This window comes from Streptomyces sp. V3I8 (genome assembly GCF_030817535.1).
GTDB lineage: Bacteria > Actinomycetota > Actinomycetes > Streptomycetales > Streptomycetaceae > Streptomyces.
This window is the reverse complement of sequence record NZ_JAUSZL010000004.1, coordinates 238246-258682: the sequence shown is the minus strand read 5'-3', so window position 1 is coordinate 258682 and position 20437 is coordinate 238246. Positions and strand designations below refer to the sequence as shown.

The window sequence follows — 20437 nt, the reverse complement described above, 5'->3', positions numbered from 1 at the left end:
GGGTGGGGGTGGGTTGAGGAGGCCGGTGCGGGTGGCGTTGACGCCGGTTTGGAAGCGGCTGGTGGCGTTGAGTTGGGTCATGATTTCGGCGATGCGGCGGCGGCAGGTGCGTAGGGACATGCCGAGGCGGCGGGCGATGACTTCGTCTTTGTGGCCTTGGGCCATGAGGCGGATGATGGTGTGTTTGATGTCGGTGTTGATGTCGGTGCTGGTGCTGGTGCTGGTGCCGGTGCCGGTGTGGGCGCCGGTGTTGCTGCCGCTGCCGCTGGTGTGGCTGTTGTCGAGGCTGCCGCTGGTGTGGGTGTGGCTGGTGGTGTGGGTGGGTGGGTGGTAGGGGGTGGCGTTGTCCCAGTGGTGGTGGAAGGTGTTGGTGAGGAGGGTGAGGAGGGTGGGTTCGCGGATGAGGGTGAGGGTGTGGGTGGGGTTGTGGAGGAAGGCGGTGGTGCGGTCGTAGATGGTGATGTGGTCGGTGATTTCGCTGGTGGTGCGGATGTGGGCGCCGTGTGTGGTGAGTTCGTTGAGGTGGGTGGTGGTGGGGGGGTCGGTGCGGGCGGTGTGTTGGTAGAGGGTGCGTAGGGTGATGTGGCGTCGGAGGGTGTGCAGGGCGTTGTGGTGGTCGGCTGCCAGGCGGTGGGGGGGCAGGGGGGGTCCGGGGCGCATGGTGAGGATTTCGTTGGTGGCCTGGTCGGTGGCCTGGTCGATCATGAGTTGTGCGGTGTCGGGGTCGGCGATGACGTCGACGGCGTCGTGCTGGGTGCGGGTGTGGCGGCCTTCGAGGTAGCGGGGCATCAGGGACAGCAGGCGGGCGCGGGCGGCGGTGACGCTGTGCTGGAGGTCGTGGATGTGGCGTTCGGTGGAGGCGACCAGGGCGACGGCGGCGGCGTCGGGGCTGACGGGGACGAGGTGGCTGCCTGCGGCCAGGGGGTGCAGCAGGCACAGGGAGCGCAGGGTGCGTTCGATGCGCAGGGCCTCGTCGGTGGTCAGGTGCAGGCGGGCGGTGATGTCCTCGCGCTGGAAGCGGCCGGTGCTGACGGCGTGCTGGTAGGCGGCACGTGTCACGTCGTCGAGGTCGGGTCCCCGTCCGCTGGTGACCGACATCTTCGGGGTGCCCCCTTCGTCATGCTGGTCGCGGCAGCGCAACTTTAAGCCATGAACGGCGTTCGTGGCAGGAGGCGTTGGAGGGGCCTGTGGTTTTCGGCCGTGCGGTGGGCGGCGGTGGCCGGATGCGGGCCGGCGGTGGCCTGCCGCCGTCCGGACGCGGGCCCGCCACCGGCCCGTCGCGGGCCAGGGGGGCGCCGGTGGCGGGCGGTGGGAGCCGGCCTGCGGGCCGGTGGGCTGCCGGTGGGGGTGGTGGCGGGCCGGTGGGAGCCGGCTGCGGGCCTGCCGGGATCCGTTGCGGGCCGGTGGGCCGGTGTGGGGCGGGCCTGCGGGGTGGTGGGCTGTCGGTGGGGACCGGCCGCGGGCCTGTCGGGACCCGTCGCGGGCCGGTGGGGCGCCGGTGGCGAGCGGTGGGGGCGGGCCTGCGGGGTGGTGGGCTGTCGGTGGGAGCCGGCTGCGGGCCTGTCGGGGGCCGGTGTCGGGGGAGGGGGCTGTGAGGGCTGTGGGCGGGTGGTGTGCGGCCGGGCCGGGGGCAGCGCGGGCGGGGCGGGGTGTGGTGTGTGGGCGGGACGCGGGTGGGGTAGTGCGTGGCCGGGTGCCGGGTGCCGGGTGCCGGGTGCCGGGTGCCGGGTGCCGGGTGCGGGCGGATGTGGATGTGGATGGGGGTGTGGGCGGGGCGGATCGTGGGCGGGGTGCGGGTGGGCTGTGGTGTGGGTGGTGTCCTGTCCCAGGAGGGTGGCCGGGCGGTGGTTGTCCTTGGCCCGGGTCCGGTGGGCAGGCGCCGGTAGGTGGCCGGGGCTGTTTCCGGCCTGCCAGGGGGGGGCACGGTGGCCGTGTCGTCGGGCCGGGGAACCTGCCCCGATGTGCGGGTCGTGGGGCGGTCCGGGTGGTGTGCCGGTGGGGGCGGCGATGCCGGGCCCGCCGCCGGCGGTGTGGTGGTGCGTGGGCGGGGCGGGGCGGGGCGGGGCGCGGGGTACGGGATACGGGCGGGCCGTTCGGCGGGATGGTGCCGGTGCCGGTGCCGGTGCCGGTGCCGGTGCCGGTGCCGGTGCTGAGGCTGAGGCTGAGGGTGAGGGTGAGGGTGAGGGTTGAGTTCGGGGCCGGGGCGGGGGTGCGGGTGGGCGGGGGAGTTGCGGGGGTGTGGGTCTGCCGGCGGAGCAGCCGGTGGGCCGGTGGGCGCGCCGGCAGGTCGGTGGGCTGGCTGGCGGGCCGGTGGGCCGGTGGGCTGCTCCGCCGGCCGGTTGGTTGGTTGGGGGGTGTGGGGGTGGCTGGATAGTGGTGGTGGGTGTGCCGGATGGGTCACGGTGGTGGCAGGTACACCCTGGTTTCGGGGTGCTGGGGCGGTGCCGCTGGCGGCCGGCGGGCGGCACAGTAGGGGTCTTGTACGGCCGGGGCGTCGCGCGGCGGGGTCCGGGTGTGGTGAAGGGGTTTCGCGTCGGGGCCGGCGCGTTTCGATCACGGGAGACGAGATGGATGTTCGGGCCGGTGTGGCGGCTGCGGCCCGGGGGGCGTGCCTGGCATTGCTGTCGATGGTGGTCTCGCTGGTGCTGTTTTGTCTCTCGGTGGTGTCGATCGCGCTGAGTGTGGTGGGGATCGGGGTGTTCACCACGCCGTGGGTGATCGGTGCGGCCCGGGCCAATGCCACCGCGCGCCGCCGGCTGGCGGGGCGCTGGTGCGCGGTGGACATCGCGGTGCCCTACCGGCCGCTGCCGGCGGATGCGGGCGGTGTGGTGGGTCAGGTCCAGCGCTGGCGGTGGCTGTTGAAGGATCCTGCGACCTGGCGTGATCTGCTGTGGATGATCGTCGATCCGGTGGCGGGGTTCGTGCTGGGGATGTTCGCGGCGGCTCTGCTGCTGTACGGGGTGTGGGGGTTCGTGCTGGCGGCCGGTGTGTGGCGGCCGATGCGTGAGGTCGGGTACTGGTATGCGTTCGTTCCGGTGGGCGGGCAGCTGACCGCGCTGGCGGCGGCCGTGCTGGGGGCGGGGTTCATCGCGGCGGGGCTGCGCTACGATCCGCTGATCCTGCATGTGCACGGCTTGCTGACGAGGGCGTTCTTGGCGCCCGGACGGGGGCGGGCGCTGCAGATGCGTATCGAGCATCTGAAGGAGTCCCGTGCGGACGCGGTGGACGTCTCGGCGGCCGAGCTGCGGCGTATCGAGCGTGATCTGCACGACGGGGCGCAGGCGAGGCTGGTGGCGATGGGGATGAGTCTGGGCACCATCGAGCACCTGCTGCGCAGTGATCCCGACCAGGCGGCCGTGCTGCTGGCGCAGACCCGCAAGTCCTCCGCGGAGGCCCTGGACGAACTGCGCCAGCTGGTGCGGGGCATTCATCCTCCCGTCCTTGCCGAGCGGGGTCTGGGCGATGCGGTGCGGGCGCTGGCGCTGCGCAGTCCGGTCAGGACCGAGGTCGGTGACGAGGTGATCGGGCGGCTGGCCGCGCCGGTCGAGGCGGCCGCGTACTTCTCCGTGTCGGAGATGCTGACCAATGTCGCCAAGCACGCCCGGGCGGAGCGGATCTGGATCGACATGCGCTGCGAGGAGGGCATGCTGCGGATCACGGTGACCGATGACGGCAGGGGCGGCGCGGACCCGGCCGGCGGCAGCGGGCTGGCGGGCATCGAGCGCAGGCTCGGCGCGTTCGACGGGATCCTGGCCCTGCACAGTCCGCCGGGCGGTCCCACCACCGCCACCATCGAACTGCCCTGCGAGCAGCTGGCTCCCCAGATCAACCCCTCCTGAGACCACCGCCCCTGCGGCGGGCCCGCTCTTCCCGGACCCGCCCCTGCCGGGGCGCGGCTCCGGGGGCGGGGTGCTCTGCGGGGACCGCCCGCCCTGAGGGACCGCCGGCCCCGGTGGGCGGCCGCTGCTTTTGGGACTGCGGCCCCAAAGGCGGGGCTGTGCCCTTGAGGGGGGCGGCGGTTTCTGCGCGGGCCGCTTTGCCGGGGGTGCGGCCTTACCGGCGGGGCCCGCCGCACTGCACCGCATGCACCCCTCCCTGCCACCGCATGCACCGTGCGGTGGCGGGGGCGTGCGGGGGCGGGGTGTTCCGGGCGGTGGCCGATGGCAGAGGCCGCCGGGTGCCCCGGTGCCCGGCAGCACCCGTCGGGCGGTGGCTGGTTGGCCGGCGCGCCGCCCGCACGGTCCCCTCCCGGTGCGGCGGGCCCCTGCCTTGCCGGGGGCCGTCCCGCGTACCGCGCTTTCCTTTGCGCAGCCGTCCACCATGCGGCGTGCGGCGGCAGGCAGGCAGTGTGAGGAAAAGGGGGAAGGGGGCGCCCGGGGCGGCGGAGGTGGCGGGCCGTCAAAAAGGGAAAGCCTCCAGACGTTCAGCGCCAGCGTGGAAAGTGCCCGCCCGGCAGCGCCGGCGCCGGGCGGTGCCCACCCGCCGTGGCGGCCGGGACAGCGCCGGGCCCCGTCGGTGCCGCACCCGGGGGAGTACCCACCCCGTATCCGGCCCGGCCCCGCCTTCGCCCCGATCCCGTGCCCTGCCAGCCCCCTCCCTGCCCGCCTGCCTGCCCTGGACCCCTCCCGCCCCCGCCCCCGTCCCCGTGCCGCTTCCGTGTCCGCCCTGCCCCGTCCCCGTCCCCGTGCCCGTGCCCGTGACCGTGTCCCTGTCGGTGTCCGTCGTGCTCTGGGCCGGTTTCGGTCTTCGTGTCCTTGTCGTGTCTGGGGGTAGGGGTGGGTCTGCTCGTAGGGGGTTGCCCGTTCGGCGCGGTGGCCCGCACGTGCTTCTTGGGGGCCTGCTCCTGCTTTACGCATCCCGCGCCTGCCCTTCGAGGGGACCGCTCGCCGCGCAGGCATGCGCGGCAGTTCCGGGCAGTCCCGGGGTGGTCGCGGAGCGAGCCGGGGAGCAGCACGCCCCTCTCCGGGGAGGCGGGGCTGTGGTCGCGGTGGCCGGCCGGCTGCCGCCGGGGGCCGGGAGCTGCCGCTTTCCGCAGTCCGTGATCGTGTGGGTCGCAGCCCGCAGCCCGCAGCCCGCAGCCCGCTCGGTGCTGCGCAGGCATACCCCGCGTCTTGCAGCCCGTAGTACCCCGTGTCCCGCACCCTGCGCCCCGCACTGCGCAGCCGTACTCCCGCGTCTTGCAGCCCCCGCACCCCCGTACCCCGTGTCCCGGCTCTGCGCCTCTTCGCAGCCGTATCCCGCAGGCGTATCCCGTGGCCGTGCCCCGCAGTTGTGCTCGGTACTTCGCGTCCTGCAGTCCGTGGCCGTTGCTGCGTGCCTGCGTGCCTGCGTGCCTGCGTGTCTTGTACGCCGCGGCCGGTGGCCGTGCGTGATTGCGGGTGCGGCCGGTGGGCGGGTGCGGGTGGGCGGGTGTGGGTGGGGCTTGGTGGCGGGGGCGGGGCGGGGTGGGGGTAAGGGCCGCTAAGGGGCTTGTAGGGGGAGCGGTCGTGAAGTCTTTGCTCATACCGTGGCCGGGCCTGCTTCCACAGGGAGCCCTCTGCGCGGAAGTGGCCGGTGAAAAGCCAGTGGTGCCGTGGCTCGGGCAGCGGTGACATTCCTGTCGATGAAGAGGAGCGAGTATGCGCTTCGGTCTGATCTATCTCCTGCAGAATCCCCGTCCGTGGACCGAGGACGGGGAGGAGAAAACACTCAATGAGGCCCTGGAGCAGATAGAACTCGCCGACCGGCTGGGATTCGACACGGTCTGGGCCTCCGAGCATCATTTCCTGGACGAGTACTCGCACTCCTCGGCGCCCGAGGTGTTCCTGGCGGCGGCGGCCGCCCGGACCACGAACATCCGGCTGGCGCACGGCATCGTGACGCTGCCGCCGGCGGTGAACCATCCCGCCCGTATCGCCGAGCGCATCGCGATGCTGGACCTGGTGTCCGGGGGGCGGGTGGAGTTCGGCTCCGGGCAGGGCAGCACCCAGCACGAGCTCGGCGCGTTCGGTGTGGACCGGGCCACCAAGCGCGAGCAGTGGCGCGAGGCGATCGGCGTGATCACCCGGATGCTCACCGAGGTGCCCTTCACCGGCCACCAGGGCCAGTGGATCGACATGCCGCCGCGCAACGTGCTGCCCAAGCCCAAGCAGAAGCCGCACCCCCCGCTGTGGGTGGCCTGCAGTTCCCCCGAGACCGTCGAGACGGCCGCCCGTAACGGGGTGGGTGCCCTGTCGTTCGCGTTCATGACCCCGGAGGAGGCCACCGAGCGCGTCGGCGCCTACTACCGCACCATCGAGTCCGAGGACTGCGTCCCGGTCGGCAAGGCCGTCAACGCCAACTTCGCGGTCGCGCTGCCTTTCTTGTGCCACCGCGACGAGGAGATTGCCTACGAGCGGGCCATGGGCGGCGTCGACTTCTACGTCAACTCCTTCATGCACTTCTACGTGCAGGGCGGCCACCGTCCCGGCACCACGGTGCTGTCGGAAGAGTTCGCCAAGCAGCCGCCGGTGCCGCCGGAGAACGCGGAGCGCATGGACAAGGTGGTGCGCCGCGGGATCGGCACCCCGGACAAGCTCGCCGAGATGATCCGGGTGCAGGAGGCCGCGGGCGTCGACGAGATCATTTTCCAGGTGCAGCTCGGTTCCAACAGCCACGAGCACATCTGCGAGTCCCTGGAACTGTTCGCCCGCGAGGTCATGCCGGAGTTCGCCGGGCGCCGCGAGGCGGCCGAACTGGCCAAGCAGGACCGGCTCGCCGTGCCGCTGAAGAACGCCCTGGAGCGGATCGAGGCCCCGGCGGTGGACGTGTCCGACTACGTGATCCGTACCGACATGGAGGAGTTCCAGAACCCGCGTCCCACGCCCGGGAACTGACCCCGCCGCGCCCCGCGGGGCGCCCCGTCCGGCGCCCCGTCCGGCGCCCCGGACGAGATGCCCGGCAGGCACCCCCCGGCGCCCCCCCCGGGACACCGTGTCCCGGACGCCGTGTCCCGGGCGTCGGCGTCTGCCGCAGGGCGCACCCCCGCACAGGCGCACCGCCTTCGGCGGACGCACCTCCGCACAGGCGCACCCGGTCCGGGACGCACCCCCCAGGGCGGGCGCACCCCCCGGGCGGGCGCACCCGCTCCGGATGGGCGCACTTTCCGGGCGGATGTACCTCCCGGACAAACGGGCGCATCCGGCCGGGGCGTACCCCCCGCCTGGGGCGGACCCCCACCAGGGGCGCCCCTGCCAGGGGGATCCGGCCGGGGCGCTTTCGCCGGGCGGGCCCCGCCGGGACTCCGGCGGGCCCCGGCAGGGCCCGCGCCCGCTTCCTCCCCCTCCGTCGTGTCACGCAAATGAGAGGTACTTGGTCATGTACGCGTTCGAAGAGTCGGACATCATCGACGCCGAACCGGACGCCGTCTGGCAGACGGTCTCCGACGTGCCCGCCTGGGCGACCTGGGACCCGCACGTCCTGCAGAGCGGCTTCGAGGGGCCCTTCGAGCCGGGCAGCGGCGGCTGGACCATCTCCCGCATCGTCTCGGGCCGGCGCGGCTACTTCACCCTCGTCGAAACCGAACCCGGCACCTCCTACACCACCCAGTCCCCGATGCCCGGCGGCAAGATGCTGATCATCAACACCTACCGCGCCCAGGGCCCGGGCAAGGTCGCGCTGCACCGCCGCGTCGAGGTCCACGGCCCCTTCGTCCCGCTGTTCCGCCTCGTGTGGGCCAAGGCCTTCCGCGGTGACACCCGCGCCACCTTCAAGGCGCTGGAGCGCGAGGCACAGCGCCGCACCGCACAGAGGGGCAGCATCCGATGACACAGGCAGTGGTGATAGGCGGCGGACTGGCAGGCCTGCTGGCCGCCCGCGTCCTGGCCCGGCACGCCGACAAGGTCACCGTCATCGAGGGCGACACCTACCCCCAGGGGCCCGCCCAGCGCAAGGGCCTGCCCCAGGGCCGGCAGAACCACATGCTCATGGCCGGCGGCGCCGAAGCCCTCGAGCAGCTGCTGCCCGGCACCCTGGCCCAGCTGACCGCGGCCGGCGCCCACACCCTGGCCATGGGCAGCGACATGCTCACCCTCTCCTCCGAGGGCTGGTTCCGCACCTTCGACGACGACTCCTACACGATCGCCTGCAGCCGCCCCCTGATCGACCACGTCGTGCGCAGCCAGGTCCTCGACGACCCGGCCGTCACCGTGCTGCAGGCCACCAGGGCGGTCGCCCTGAGAGGCGACGCCACCGCCGTCACCGGGGTGGCCGTCGAACGCGCCGACGGCTCCGAAGCCGTCATCGGCGCCGACCTGGTCGTCGACGCCTGCGGCAGCCGCTCCAAGTCCCCCACCTGGCTCGCCGGCCTGGGCCTGCCCGCCGTCGCCGAGGAGTTCGTCGACGCCGGCCTCACCTACGCCGGCCGCGAGTACGAAGCGCCCCCGCAGGCCGCCAAGAACTTTCCCGGCGTCCTCATCCAGACCGTCCCCGGCACCGGACAGCCCGGCAAGGGCGCCGCGTTCATGCCCCAGGAGGACGGCCGCTGGATCGTCTCCCTCATCGGCACCCAGGGCGGCCAGCCGCCCACCCAGGACGAGGGCTTCACGGACTTCGCCCGCGACATGCGCGACCCCGTCGTCGCCGAACTCATCGCCACCGCCCGCCCCCTCACCGAGGTCCGCGGCTCCCGCGGACTGGCCAACCGCCGCCGCCTGTGGCACAAACTGCCCCTGCCCGACGGGTTCTTGGCCATCGGTGACGCCGTGATGGTGCTGAGCCCCAACTACGCCACCGGCATGTCGATGGCCGCCTTCGGCGCTCTTGCCCTGCGCACCCGCCTCAAGACCCACGGACTCGAGCCGGGCCTGGCGCGCGCCGTGCAGAACGACATCGCCGCCGCCGGCGCGGGCCCCTGGACCATGGCCAGCACCACCGACCTGTTCTTCCCCGGCGTCAAGACCAACATCACCGTCCGCGGCGCGGCCATGCAGCAGAGCATCGGCGCCCGCTACGCCCGCACCGCCGCCGCCAACGAGAACGTGCTGCGCGCCGTCTACGAGGTCAGCACCCTGCGCAGCCCGCAGAGCAGGATGATGTCGCTGCCGCTGCTGCTGTCCGTGCTGCGCGGCCCCGACAAGCCCGCCCTCACCGCGCAGCAGGCCCGCGCCCAGTTCCCGCAGATCGGCGAACTCCTCGCCCAGCACACCCGGCCCGACCTGCACGACACCCCCCGCTAACCCCCCTCAGGCCCAGGCCGCCCCCACAGGAAGAAGGGGGACAAGGGGGGGAAAGCGGGCACCCCCGGCGGGCACCCCCGCCGCCAACACCCTGCGGCACCCCGCCAGCACCCCGGCGGAGTCCGCCACCGGCACCCCGGCGGAGCCCGTCACCGGCACCCCCGGCGGAGCCCGCCGCCGGCACTTCCCGGCGGCGTCCGCCACAGACAGCTCCGCTGCGCCCGATCACACCACCCGAGAGGAGATGGCCACCTGTGAGCAACGAGGAACGGCTCCTTCAATACCTCAAGCGCACTCTCGCGGAGCTGCGCGACGCTCGCAGATGCCTCGACGAGGCGGCACGCAAACCCGACGACGAATCCGTCGCCATCGTCGGCATGGCGTGCCGCTACCCGGGCGGCGTCACCTCCCCCGAAGACCTGTGGCAGCTGGTCGCCGACGGCCGCGACGCCGTCTCCGCCTTCCCCGCCGACCGCGGCTGGGACGCGGGCGTCTACGACCCCCAGCCCGGCCACGCCGGCAAGACCTACGCCAACGAGGGCGGCTTCCTGCACGACGCCGCCGACTTCGACGCCGCGTTCTTCAACATCAGCCCCAACGAGGCCCTGGTGATGGACCCCCAGCAGCGCCTGCTGCTGGAAACCGCCTGGGAGGCCGTCGAACGCGCCGGCATCGACCCCCTCACCCTCAAGGGCAGCCGCACCGGCGTCTTCGCCGGCGTCATGTACCACGACTACGCCCAGGGCAAGGAAGCCGGCAGCTCCAGCGCCGGCAGCCTGGTGACGGGCCGCATCTCCTACACCCTGGGCCTGGAGGGACCGGCCGTCTCCGTCGACACCGCCTGCTCCTCCTCCCTGGTCGCCCTGCACCTGGCCGCCCAGGCCCTGCGCCGCGGCGACTGCACCCTGGCCCTGGCCGGCGGCGTCACCGTCATGTCCAACCCCGAGATGTTCGTCTACTTCAGCACCCAGCGCGGCCTGGCGGCCGACGGCCGCTGCAAGTCCTTCTCCGAATCCGCCGACGGCATGGGCTGCTCCGAAGGCGCCGGCGTCCTGCTGCTCGAACGCCTCTCCGACGCCCGCCGCAACAACCACCCCGTCCTCGCGGTCATCCGCGCCAGCGCCACCAACCAGGACGGCGCCTCCAGCGGCTTCACCGCTCCCAACGGCCCCTCCCAGCAGCGCGTCATCAAACAGGCCCTCTCCGGCTCCCGCCTGACCCCCGCCGACATCGACGTCATCGAGGGCCACGGCACCGGCACCACCCTGGGCGACCCCATCGAGGCCCAGGCCCTGCTGGACACCTACGGCCAGGACCGCCCCGAAGACCGCCCGCTGTGGCTGGGCTCCATCAAATCCAACATCGGCCACACCCAGGCCGCCGCCGGCGTCGCCGGCATCATCAAGATGGTCATGGCCATGCGCCACGACGTCCTGCCCAAATCCCTGTACGCCGACCAGCCCTCCACCAAGGTCGACTGGAACACCGGAGCCGTCCAGCTCCTTGCCGAGCCCCGCCCCTGGCCCGTCAACGACGACGGCCGCCCGCGCCGCGCCGGCATCTCCTCCTTCGGCCTCTCCGGCACCAACGCCCACGTCATCGTCGAAGAACCACCCCCGCACGACCCCGACCCGACGCCGCAGGCCCCCCAGGACGGCGAACACCCCGCACCCCCCGCCGCCCTGCCCACCGCCCCCGCAGCGGCCACCGCCCCGAAAACCGGCTCACCGGCGGTGCCGTGGGTGATCTCCGCGCGCGGCGCCGGCGCACTGCCCGCCCAGGCCGAGCAACTGGCCCGCTGGGTGGAGGAACGCCCCCACCTCGCCCCGGCCGACATCGGCTTCTCCCTGCTCTCCTCCCGCGCCGCCCTCGAACACCGGGCGGTCGTGGTGGGCCGCACCCGCGAGGACCTCCTGGCCGCGCTCACCGGGCTCGGCGACGACGCGGTGACCCGGTCGCGCCCCTCGGGCCGCACCGCCGTCCTCTTCACCGGCCAGGGCAGCCAGCGCCTGTCCATGGGCCGGGAGCTGTACGAGGCGTTCCCGGTGTACGCGGCCGCTTTCGACGCCGTCTGCGAAGCGCTGCAGGGCCGGCTGGAACGCCCGCTGCGGGAGGTGGTGTTCGGTGACGACGCCGACCTGCTCAACCGCACCCTCTTCGCCCAGGCCGCCCTGTTCGCCGTGGAGACGGCGCTGTTCCGGCTTCTGGAGTCGTGGGGGGTGCGGCCGGACTTCGTGGCCGGGCATTCCATCGGTGAGATCACCGCCGCCCACGTCGCAGGCGTCCTGTCGCTGGAGGATGCGGCTGCGCTGGTGGCGGCGCGGGGCCGGCTGATGGACGCGCTGCCCTCCGGCGGAGCGATGCTCGCCGTCGAAGCCACCGAGGACGAAGTCCTGCCGCTGCTCAGCGGCGTGGTGGGGATTGCTGCGGTCAACGGTCCCACCTCCGTGGTGGTCTCCGGCGCCGAGACCGACATCGACACGGTTGACGAGCACTTCCGTGCGCTGGGCCGCAAGAGCACTCGCCTGCGGGTCTCGCACGCCTTCCACTCGCCGTTGATGGAGCCGATGCTCGACGAGTTCCGCACGGTGGCCGCCTCGTTGATCTATACGCAGCCGAAGCTGGCCGTCGTATCGAACGTGAGCGGCGTCCTGGCGACGGCCGAGGAGCTGACCGACCCCGAGTACTGGGTCAGCCACGTCCGCCGGCCCGTGCGCTTTGCCGACGCGGTGAAGGCCCTGCACGGCGCGGGAGTCACCCGGTTCGTGGAGTGCGGCCCCGACGCCGTCCTGACGGGCTTGGCCCGCCAGATCCTCGACACCACCGGCACCGCTACCGACACCAGTGCCGTCCCGGCCGGCACCACCACTGCGGCCGACGAGGTGACCTACCTGCCGGTGCTGCGCAAGGACCGGCCCGAGGACGTCACCGTACTGACCGCGCTGGGCGGGCTGTTCGCCTCCGGTGCGGCAGTGGACTGGGACGCCTTCTATGCCGGACACGGCGCCGAGCGCGTGGAGCTGCCGACGTACGCCTTCCAGCGCGAGCGCTACTGGCTCGATGCGCTGGCCGGCGGCACGGACCTGAGCGCGGCCGGGCTCGAGGCCCCGCGCCACCCGCTCCTCAAGGCCGCGCTCACCCTCGCCGACGGCGACGGCCTGGTCCTCACCGGACGGCTCTCCCCGCGCGAACACCCCTGGGCCACCGGACACGACGTGCTGGGCACCGCGCTGTTCCCGCCGGCCGCACTGGCCGAACTCGTCCTGGCCGCCGGGGCGTACGCGGGCTGCGAGAGCATAGGTGAACTGCACACCACGGCGCCGCTCGTCCTGTCCGGGGACCAGATGCCGGCCCTGCAGGTGACCCTGGCACCGGCCGGCGAGGACGGCAGCCGCACGGTGCGTGTCCACTCCCGCTCCCCGCACCCGCACATCCCCGCCACCGTGCACGCCACCGCGACCCTGGCCGGCGGCCCCCCGCCGGCACCGGCCGACCTGACCCAGTGGCCGCCGCCCGGCGCGAGCGCACTGGACACCGGCGAAGCCCGCGCGGCGCTCCTTGCGCACGGCTACGGCGCCGGGCCCGCCCCGGACGCGCTGACGGCCCTGTGGCGCCGCGGCGACGAGGTGTTCGCCGAGGTGACACTGGCACCCGAACTGCACACCGGCACCGAGGACTTCACCGTGCACCCGGTGCTGTGGGAGGCCGCTACGCTGCTGCGCCACCTGCTGCCCGGCGCCGGCGAAGGCCCCTCACTGCCGCTGCACTGGAGGCAGGTGTCGCGCCACGCGCCCGGCGCCACCACCTTGCGCGTACGCGCGGCCCGCACCACCGGCACGGACACCGGCACCGAACCCAGCGCCGTCAGCGCCGCCAGTGCCGCCAGTGCCGTCAGTCTGGACCTCGCCGACACCGCGGGCACCCCGGTGCTGTCCGTAGCCTCCCTCACCTGCGCCCCCCTGACACCGGACACGCTCGCCGCGGCCACCGGAGTACGCCCCGACGTACTGCTGTACCCGCAGTGGCAGGACGCGGCCGCACCGGCCGGCGCCCCCGCGCACCCGAGCTGGGCGGTGCTGGGACAGGACCCCCTGCGCGCCCTGGGCGACAGCCCCGCCCCCCTCCACGCGGACATCGACTCCTTCGCCCAACACCTCACCGGCCAGGACACCCCCGGCCAGGACACCCCCGGGCAGATGCTGCTGCTGGGCGCCGCGCCCGGCCAGGACGCCCCCGGCGACGTCCTGGCCGCCGCCCGCACGGTCCTCGAGCACGTCCGCGCCGCACTGCACTCCTGGGCCGGCGACCCGCGCCTTGCCACCGCACGCCTGGTGGTGGTCACCGAGGGCGCCGTGTCCGCCCACAGCGCCACGGGACTGGCCCAGGCCGCGGTGCGCGGCCTGGTCACCGCCGCACAGGCGGAGAACCCCGGCCGGTTCGCCCTGGTGGACCTGGACGGCTCGGCGGCCTCCCGCGCCGCCCTGCCCGCCGCGCTGGCGCTGTTGGACGAGGGGGAGAGCGACGTGGCCCTGCACGAGGGACGACCGCTCGTCTGCCGCCTCACCCCCGCCGACACCACCCCCGCACCCGCCGCCCCCGTTGCTCCCGCGTCCGCCACTCCCGCCCCCGCCGCCTCCGGCTCCGGCCTCAGTACCGCCTCCGGCCTGGCCGCCGCCGGTACCGGCTTCGGCGCGGTGGGGGAGGCCGGGCCGCTGCCGGCGCACGGGACGGTCCTGGTGACCGTCGGCGTGGACGGCCACGGCCTGCCGCTGGCCCGCCACCTCATCGGCCACCACGGCGTCCGCCGGCTGCTGCTGGCCTGCGACCCGGCCGCCCCCGCCCCGGACGTGAGCGGCCTGCGCGAGAGCGGCGCCCACATCGACGTGCACACCTGCGACCTGACCAGCCGTGCGGCCCTGGCCGGCGTACTGGCCGCCGTGGCGCACGAGCACCCGCTGACCGCCGTCGTCCACACCGCCCTCACCCCGGCCAACGGCCTGCTGGAGGCGATGACCCGCGACCGCGTGGAGAGCGCGCTGCTGCCCCGGGCCGGCGCCGCCTGGCACCTGCACGAACTCACCGCCGGTCAGGACCTGGCGGCGTTCGTCCTGCTGTCGTCCTCCACCGGCCTGCTGCACGGCGCCGGCCAGGCCAACCAGGCCGCCGCCGCCACCTTCCTGGACGCACTCGCCCGCCACCGCCGCGCCCAGGGCCTGCCGGCGCTCTCCCTGGCGTACGGACCCTGGGCCACGCACGAGGACGCCCCGGACGCCGCCCAGCGTCGGCGGGCCGCCGAACTGGGCACCCCCTACCTGGACACCGGCGAAGGACTCGCCCTGTTCGACCACGCCCTGACCACAACCGGCACCGCCACCACAACCGGCACCGGGAGTGGCAGTGACAGTGGCAGCGGTGAGGGTGTGGTGGTGCCGCTGCGCCTGGACCGGGGCGCCCTGTACGCCCGCGGCGACGACCTGCCCGCCGTGCTGCGCGCCCTCGTACGCATCCCCCGCACCACCCCTGCCACCCGCGCCACCGCCGACACCGGCCGGCAGCTGCGCAGGCACCTGCTCACCCTTACCGCCCCCGAACGCGGCCGCCGGCTCCTGGACCTGGTCCGCGCACAGGTCGCCGCGGTCCTGGGCCACCCCTCGGCCGGCGCGGTGGAAGCCGACCGCGCCTTCAAGGACCTGGGCTTCGACTCGCTGGCCGCCGTGGAACTGCGTCGGCGCCTGGAGCGCACCACCGGCCTGACCCTGCCGGCCACCCTGGTCTTCGACCACCCCAACTCCCGGGCCGCCGCCGACCACATCGACGCCCTGGTCCTGCCCGAGGAGGACGAGTCGGCGGCCCGGCAAGCACTCGGCGAGATCGACCGGATCGAAGCCCTGCTGGGCCCCCTGAGCGCCCAGAGCGCACCCGGCGACCAAGAACGCATCACCAGCCGCCTCGAAGCCCTCCTGCGCACCTGGCACGACGCACGCCAGGACACCGCACCCCCCGAGTCCGGGGCCGGCTACACATCCGCCACCGACGAGGAACTCTTCGACGTCCTCGACAGCGAGCTGGGCATCGCATAGCCCGGCCGCGTCCCGTCCACGAAACCGTACGAGCAGCACCGAGCGAGGGGCAGAGGGCCAGATGGGCAACGACGAGAAGCTGCGCGAATACCTCAGGCGTGCCACGTCGGACCTCCAGCAGACCAAGCGGCGCCTGCGCGACGCGGAGGCCAGGCAGCACGAACCGATCGCGATCGTGGCCATGAGCTGCCGCTATCCCGGCAACATCGCCTCACCGGAAGACCTGTGGGACCTCGTGTCCTCGGGCGGCGACGGCATCTCCCCCTTCCCCACCGACCGGGGCTGGGACGTCACCGACCTCTACGACCCCACCCCCGCCACCCCCGGCAAGACCTACTGCCGCGAAGGCGGCTTCCTGCACGACGCCGGACAGTTCGACGCCGACTTCTTCAAGATCAGCCCCCGTGAGGCCCGCGAGACCGACCCCCAGCAGCGCCTGCTGCTGGAAACGGCCTGGGAAGCCTTCGAACGCGCCGGCATCGACCCGCTGTCCCTCAAGGGCAGCCGCACCGGCGTCTTCGCCGGCGTCGTCTACCACGACTACTCCGCCGACAGCGGCACCGGCGCCCTGGCCAGCGTCGCCTCCGGCCGCATCGCCTACACCCTGGGCCTGGAGGGCCCGGCCGTCACCGTCGACACCGCCTGCTCCTCCTCCCTGGTCGCCCTGCACTGGGCCATCCAGGCCCTGCGCGCCGGAGACTGCTCCCTGGCCCTGGCCGGCGGCGTCACCGTCATGTCCACCCCCGTCTCCTTCGTCGGCTTCAGCCAGGACCGCGGCCTGGCCCCCGACGGCCGCTGCAAGGCCTTCGCCGAGGCCGCCGACGGCACCGGCTGGGGCGAGGGCATCGGCATGCTGCTGGTGGAGCGCCTGTCCGACGCCCGCCGCAACAACCACCCCGTCCTGGCCGTCGTGCGCGGCAGCGCCGTCAACTCCGACGGCGCCTCCAACGGCCTCACCGCCCCTAACGGCCCCTCCCAGCAACGCGTCATCCGCCAGGCCCTGGCCGCCGCCCAGCTCGCCGCCGACCAGATCGACGCCGTCGAGGCCCACGGCACCGGCACCACCCTGGGCGACCCCATCGAAGCCCAGGCACTCCTGGCCACCTACGGCCAGGACCGCCCCGAAGACCGGCCCCTGTGGCTGGGCTCCATCAAATCCAACATCGGCCACGCCCAGGCCGCCGCCGGCGTCAGCGGCATCATCAAGATGGTCATGGCCATGCGCCACGACGTCCTGCCCCAGACCCTGCACGTGGACGCACCCAGCTCCAACGTCGACTGGAGCGCGGGCAACATCCGCCTGCTCACCGAACAGACCGCCTGGCCCGACACCGGCCACCTCAAGCGCGCCGGCATCTCCTCCTTCGGCCTCTCCGGCACCAACGCCCACGTCATCATCGAGGAACCGCCACCGGCGCAACCCCCCACCGAGACCACCGAAACCACCGCGACCACCGTCCCGGCCCCGGCCGACGCCGAAACCCCGGCGACCGGCTCACCGGCGGTGCCGTGGGTGATCTCCGCGCGCGGCGCCGGCGCACTGCCCGCCCAGGCCGAGCAGCTGGCCCGCTGGATGGAAAAGCGCCCTCACCTCACCCCGGCCGACATCGGCTTCTCCCTGGCCACCACCCGCGCCGCCCTCGAACACCGGGCCGTCGTGGTGGGCCGCAGCCGCGAAGACCTGCTGGCGGGCCTGTCCGCGCTGACGGCGGGGGAGCCGGCCGCGAGCGTGCAGCAGGCGCCGGCCTCCGACGGCCTGAGCGCCGTGCTGTTCACCGGCCAGGGCAGCCAGCGCCTGTCCATGGGAGGGGAGTTGTATGAGGCGTTCCCGGTGTACGCATCTGCCTTCGACGCGGTGTGCGAAGCGTTGCAGGGCCGGCTGGAGCGGCCGTTGCGGGGGGCGGTGTTCGGTGACGACGCCGATGCCCTCAACCGCACCGTGTTCGCTCAGGCCGCCCTGTTCGCCGTGGAAACCGCCCTGTTCCGTCTGCTCGAGTCGTGGGGTGTGCGCCCGGACTTCGTGGCCGGGCATTCCATCGGTGAGATCACCGCCGCCCACGTCGCCGGCGTCCTGTCGCTGGAGGATGCGGCGACGCTGGTGGCGGCGCGGGGCCGGCTGATGGACGCGCTGCCCTCCGGGGGAGCGATGCTCGCCGTCGAGGCCACCGAGGACGAAGTCCTGCCGCTGCTGAACGGTGTGGTGGGGATCGCCGCGGTCAACGGTCCCACTTCTGTGGTGGTCTCCGGCGCCGAAGCCGACGTGAAGACGGTTGATGAGCACTTCCGTGCGCTGGGCCGCCGGGTGAGCCGCCTGCGGGTCTCGCACGCCTTCCACTCCCCGCTGATGGAGCCGATGCTCGACGAGTTCCGCACAGTGGCCGCCTCGTTGACGTATGCGCAGCCGAAGCTGACCGTCGTGTCGAACGTGACGGGTGCTCTGGCCACGGCCGGGCAGCTGACTGACCCCGAGTACTGGGTCAGTCATGTGCGTGAGGCGGTGCGCTTCGCCGACGGGATCAAGACCCTGCAAGGCCAGGGCGTCACCCGCTTCATCGAGTGCGGCCCCGACGCCGTACTGACGGGCCTGGCCCGCCAGATTCTCGACGGCGTCGACGAGATCACCTACGCCCCGGTGCTGCGCAAGGACCGGCCCGAGGACGTCACCGTACTGACCGCGCTGGGCGGGCTGTTCGCCTCCGGTGCCACCGTGGACTGGGACGCCTTCTACGCCGGACACGGCGCTGAGCGCGTGGACCTGCCCACGTACGCCTTCCAGCGCCGCCGCTACTGGTCGACCGACAGCATGTCCGCCGCACAGGGTGATTCCTCCGCCCACGCGGCCGGTCCCGCCGACGGCACCGCAGCGTCAAGCACGCTGGACGCCGACTTCTGGAACGCCGTGGAGCGCGGCGACAGCCTGCTGCTGGCCGAAGAACTGGACGTGCCCACAGCGCACCTGGGTGCCGTCGTGCCCGCGCTGGCCGCCTGGCGCCACCGCCGCCAGGAGAACGCCCTGCTCGACTCCTGGCGCTACCAGGTGACCTGGACACCGGCCCCCGCCCCGGCCACTCCCGCCGCGGCCGGCGCCCCGGCGCCGACCTGGCTCCTCGTCCGGCCCCCGGCCGCGGCGAACGACACGCTCGCGCGCCTGAGCGACGCCCTGGCCACCGAGGCGCAACTCGTGTCGCTGGAGGTCACCGACCCCGACCGTGCGGAGCTGGCCGCAAGCCTGCGTACCGTCCTTGCCGATACTGCTCCCGTGCGGATCCTGTCGCTGCTGGGCCTGGACGACCGCCCCCACCCGCAGTACCCGGCGCTCACCAGGGGAGGCGCCGCGACCGTGGTCCTGGCCCAGGCACTGCAGGACGCCGAGGCCACCGCACCGCTGTGGTGTGTCACCAGCGGCGCGGTCGCGGTGCACGACTCCGCGGAACTCCTCAGCCCCCACCAGGCGGCCCTGTGGGGACTGGGCGCGAGCCTGGCCCTGGACCAGCCGCAGAGCTTCGGCGGCATGATCGACATCCCCGCCGCCCCCGACGCACAGACGGCACGCCACCTCGGCGCGGTCCTGCGCGCCGAGGCGGACGAGGACCAGCTCGCCGTCCGCCCCGACGGCGTGTTCGCACGCCGCATGGTCCGCTCCCCGCTCACCGCCGCCCCGGCCCCCGGCAGCCTGCCGCACCACCGCGCCCCCGCGTCCGACGCCGCCCCCGCCCCCGTGTCCGACGCCGGGCCCGTGACGCGGCCCGCCGTACCGGCCGCCGCCGGTGCGGGGCAGGCTCAGGCTGTCGCGGCGGGCGGCACGGTCCTGATCACCGGCGGCACCGGCGGGCTCGGCGCCCACGTGGCCCGCCTGTTCGCCCGCAACGGCGCCCGGCACCTGGTCCTCACCAGCCGCCGCGGCCCCGCCGCGCAGGGCGCCGCGGCGCTGAAGGAGGAACTCGAAGGGCAGGGCGTCCAGGTCACGGTCGCCGCCTGCGACGTCGCCGACCGGGACGCGCTGGCCGCCCTGCTGGACTCACTGCCCAAGGACCCGCCGCTGCGGGCGGTCGTCCACGCGGCCGGCCTGCCGCAGCGCATCGCCTCCCTGCCCGAACTGGACCTGGAGGAGTTCGCCGAGGTCGGCCGGGCGAAGATCCTGGGCGCACTGCACCTGGACGACCTGCTGGCGGACCGCCCACTGGACGCGTTCGTCCTGTTCTCCTCCGGCTCCGCCGTCTGGGGCAGCGGCGGCCAGGCCGCCTACGGCAGCGCCAACGCCTTCCTGGACGGCCTCGCCCACCGGCGCCAGGCCCGCGGGCGCACCGCGACCTGCGTGGCCTGGGGATCGTGGGAGGGCGGCATGGTCGATGCCGAACTCAGCGCGCTCATGCGCCGCATGGGCGCACCGGCGATGGCACCCGCCACCGCCGTCAACGCCCTGGAACAGGCCCTTGAGCAGGGACAGAGCCATCTCGTGGTGGCCGACTTCGACTGGTCACGCTTCGTCCCCGCCTACACACTGGCCCGGCCCCGCCCCCTGATCGCGGACATCCCCGACGTCCGGGCGGCCCTGGCCGCAGACAGCGGCCCGCAGCCGGACGCCTCCACCGCACCCCAGCTCGCGGCACAGCTGGCCGGCCTGCCCCAGGCCGAGCAGAGCCGCACCGTGCAGGACCTCGTGCGCTCCCACACCGCGGCCCTGCTCGGATACGACGACCCCGCCGCCCTGGACCTCAAACGGGCCTTCGACGACCTCGGCTTCGACTCCGTGTCGGCCGTCGACCTGCGGGGACGCCTGAGCACCGCCACCGGCAGGAAACTCCCCAGCACCATGGTCTTCGACTACGCCAGCCCGGCCGCGCTCGCACAGTTCCTGCTCACGGAGCTGGCCCCGGACACCGCCCCCGGCCCCCTGCCGCTGCTGGCCCAGCTGGAACGGCTGGAGGCGGCGGCCGCCGGCCTGGACCCGCAGGAGATCGAGGCCGACCGGCTCGTCGCCCGGCTGCAGAGCCTGACCGCACGCCTGACCGACATCGTGAACACCGAGAGCGACGCGGCCTCCAGCGTCGGCCAGAAACTGCAGACGGCATCGGCCGACGACGTCTTCGACTTCATCGACAAGGAACTCGGCCTCACCTGACCCCCACCCACCCGTCCGCCCCCCTCGCGTCCCCGCCTTCG

The 20437-nt window shown here is 73.9% G+C and carries 6 protein-coding genes and 1 pseudogene; 6 read left to right on the top strand and 1 reads right to left on the bottom strand.

Features of this window, described 5'->3' with window-relative positions; genetic code table 11:
* The coding region (locus QFZ75_RS40990; protein ID WP_307545935.1) for a helix-turn-helix domain-containing protein at positions 1-1098 on the bottom strand (1098 nt) is incomplete at its 3' end.
* Between the two features lie 1469 nt (positions 1099-2567).
* On the opposite strand from QFZ75_RS40990, the gene QFZ75_RS40985 reads away from it, so the two are divergent.
* The 6 genes and pseudogenes from QFZ75_RS40985 to QFZ75_RS40960 all read left to right on the top strand — a co-directional run bounded on the left by QFZ75_RS40985 (position 2568) and on the right by QFZ75_RS40960 (position 20396).
* Positions 2568-3839: a sensor histidine kinase gene (locus QFZ75_RS40985; protein WP_307545933.1), complete on the top strand. Its 1272-nt coding sequence runs from the start codon at positions 2568-2570 to the stop codon at positions 3837-3839.
* Positions 3840-5618: 1779 nt separating this feature from the next.
* Positions 5619-6854, top strand: coding sequence for an LLM class flavin-dependent oxidoreductase (locus QFZ75_RS40980; protein WP_307545931.1), 1236 nt, complete (start codon positions 5619-5621; stop codon positions 6852-6854).
* Between the two features lie 481 nt (positions 6855-7335).
* Positions 7336-7785 (top strand): SRPBCC family protein, encoded by a 450-nt coding sequence (locus QFZ75_RS40975; protein WP_307545929.1) that lies wholly within the window; start codon positions 7336-7338, stop codon positions 7783-7785.
* Complete coding sequence (locus tag QFZ75_RS40970; RefSeq protein WP_307545927.1) at positions 7782-9194, top strand: NAD(P)/FAD-dependent oxidoreductase; 1413 nt, start codon at positions 7782-7784, stop codon at positions 9192-9194. The genes QFZ75_RS40975 and QFZ75_RS40970 overlap by 4 nt, the downstream gene beginning before the upstream one ends.
* Before the next feature lie 254 nt (positions 9195-9448).
* A pseudogene (locus QFZ75_RS40965) lies at positions 9449-15274 on the top strand (beta-ketoacyl synthase N-terminal-like domain-containing protein); the annotation flags it as partial.
* A 61-nt stretch (positions 15275-15335) separates the two neighbouring features.
* Positions 15336-20396, top strand: coding sequence for an SDR family NAD(P)-dependent oxidoreductase (locus QFZ75_RS40960; protein WP_307545923.1), 5061 nt, complete (start codon positions 15336-15338; stop codon positions 20394-20396).
* Positions 20397-20437 lie beyond the last annotated feature (41 nt).

What these genes read in the sequence shown, in the direction of transcription:
- QFZ75_RS40985 (WP_307545933.1), top strand. Translation starts at nt 2,568, where the DNA reads ATGGATGTTCGGGCCGGTGTGGCGGCTGCGGCCCGGGGGGCGTGCCTG.
- QFZ75_RS40980 (WP_307545931.1), top strand. Translation starts at nt 5,619, where the DNA reads ATGCGCTTCGGTCTGATCTATCTCCTGCAGAATCCCCGTCCGTGGACC.
- QFZ75_RS40975 (WP_307545929.1), top strand. Translation starts at nt 7,336, where the DNA reads ATGTACGCGTTCGAAGAGTCGGACATCATCGACGCCGAACCGGACGCC.
- QFZ75_RS40970 (WP_307545927.1), top strand. Translation starts at nt 7,782, where the DNA reads ATGACACAGGCAGTGGTGATAGGCGGCGGACTGGCAGGCCTGCTGGCC.
- QFZ75_RS40960 (WP_307545923.1), top strand. Translation starts at nt 15,336, where the DNA reads ATGGGCAACGACGAGAAGCTGCGCGAATACCTCAGGCGTGCCACGTCG.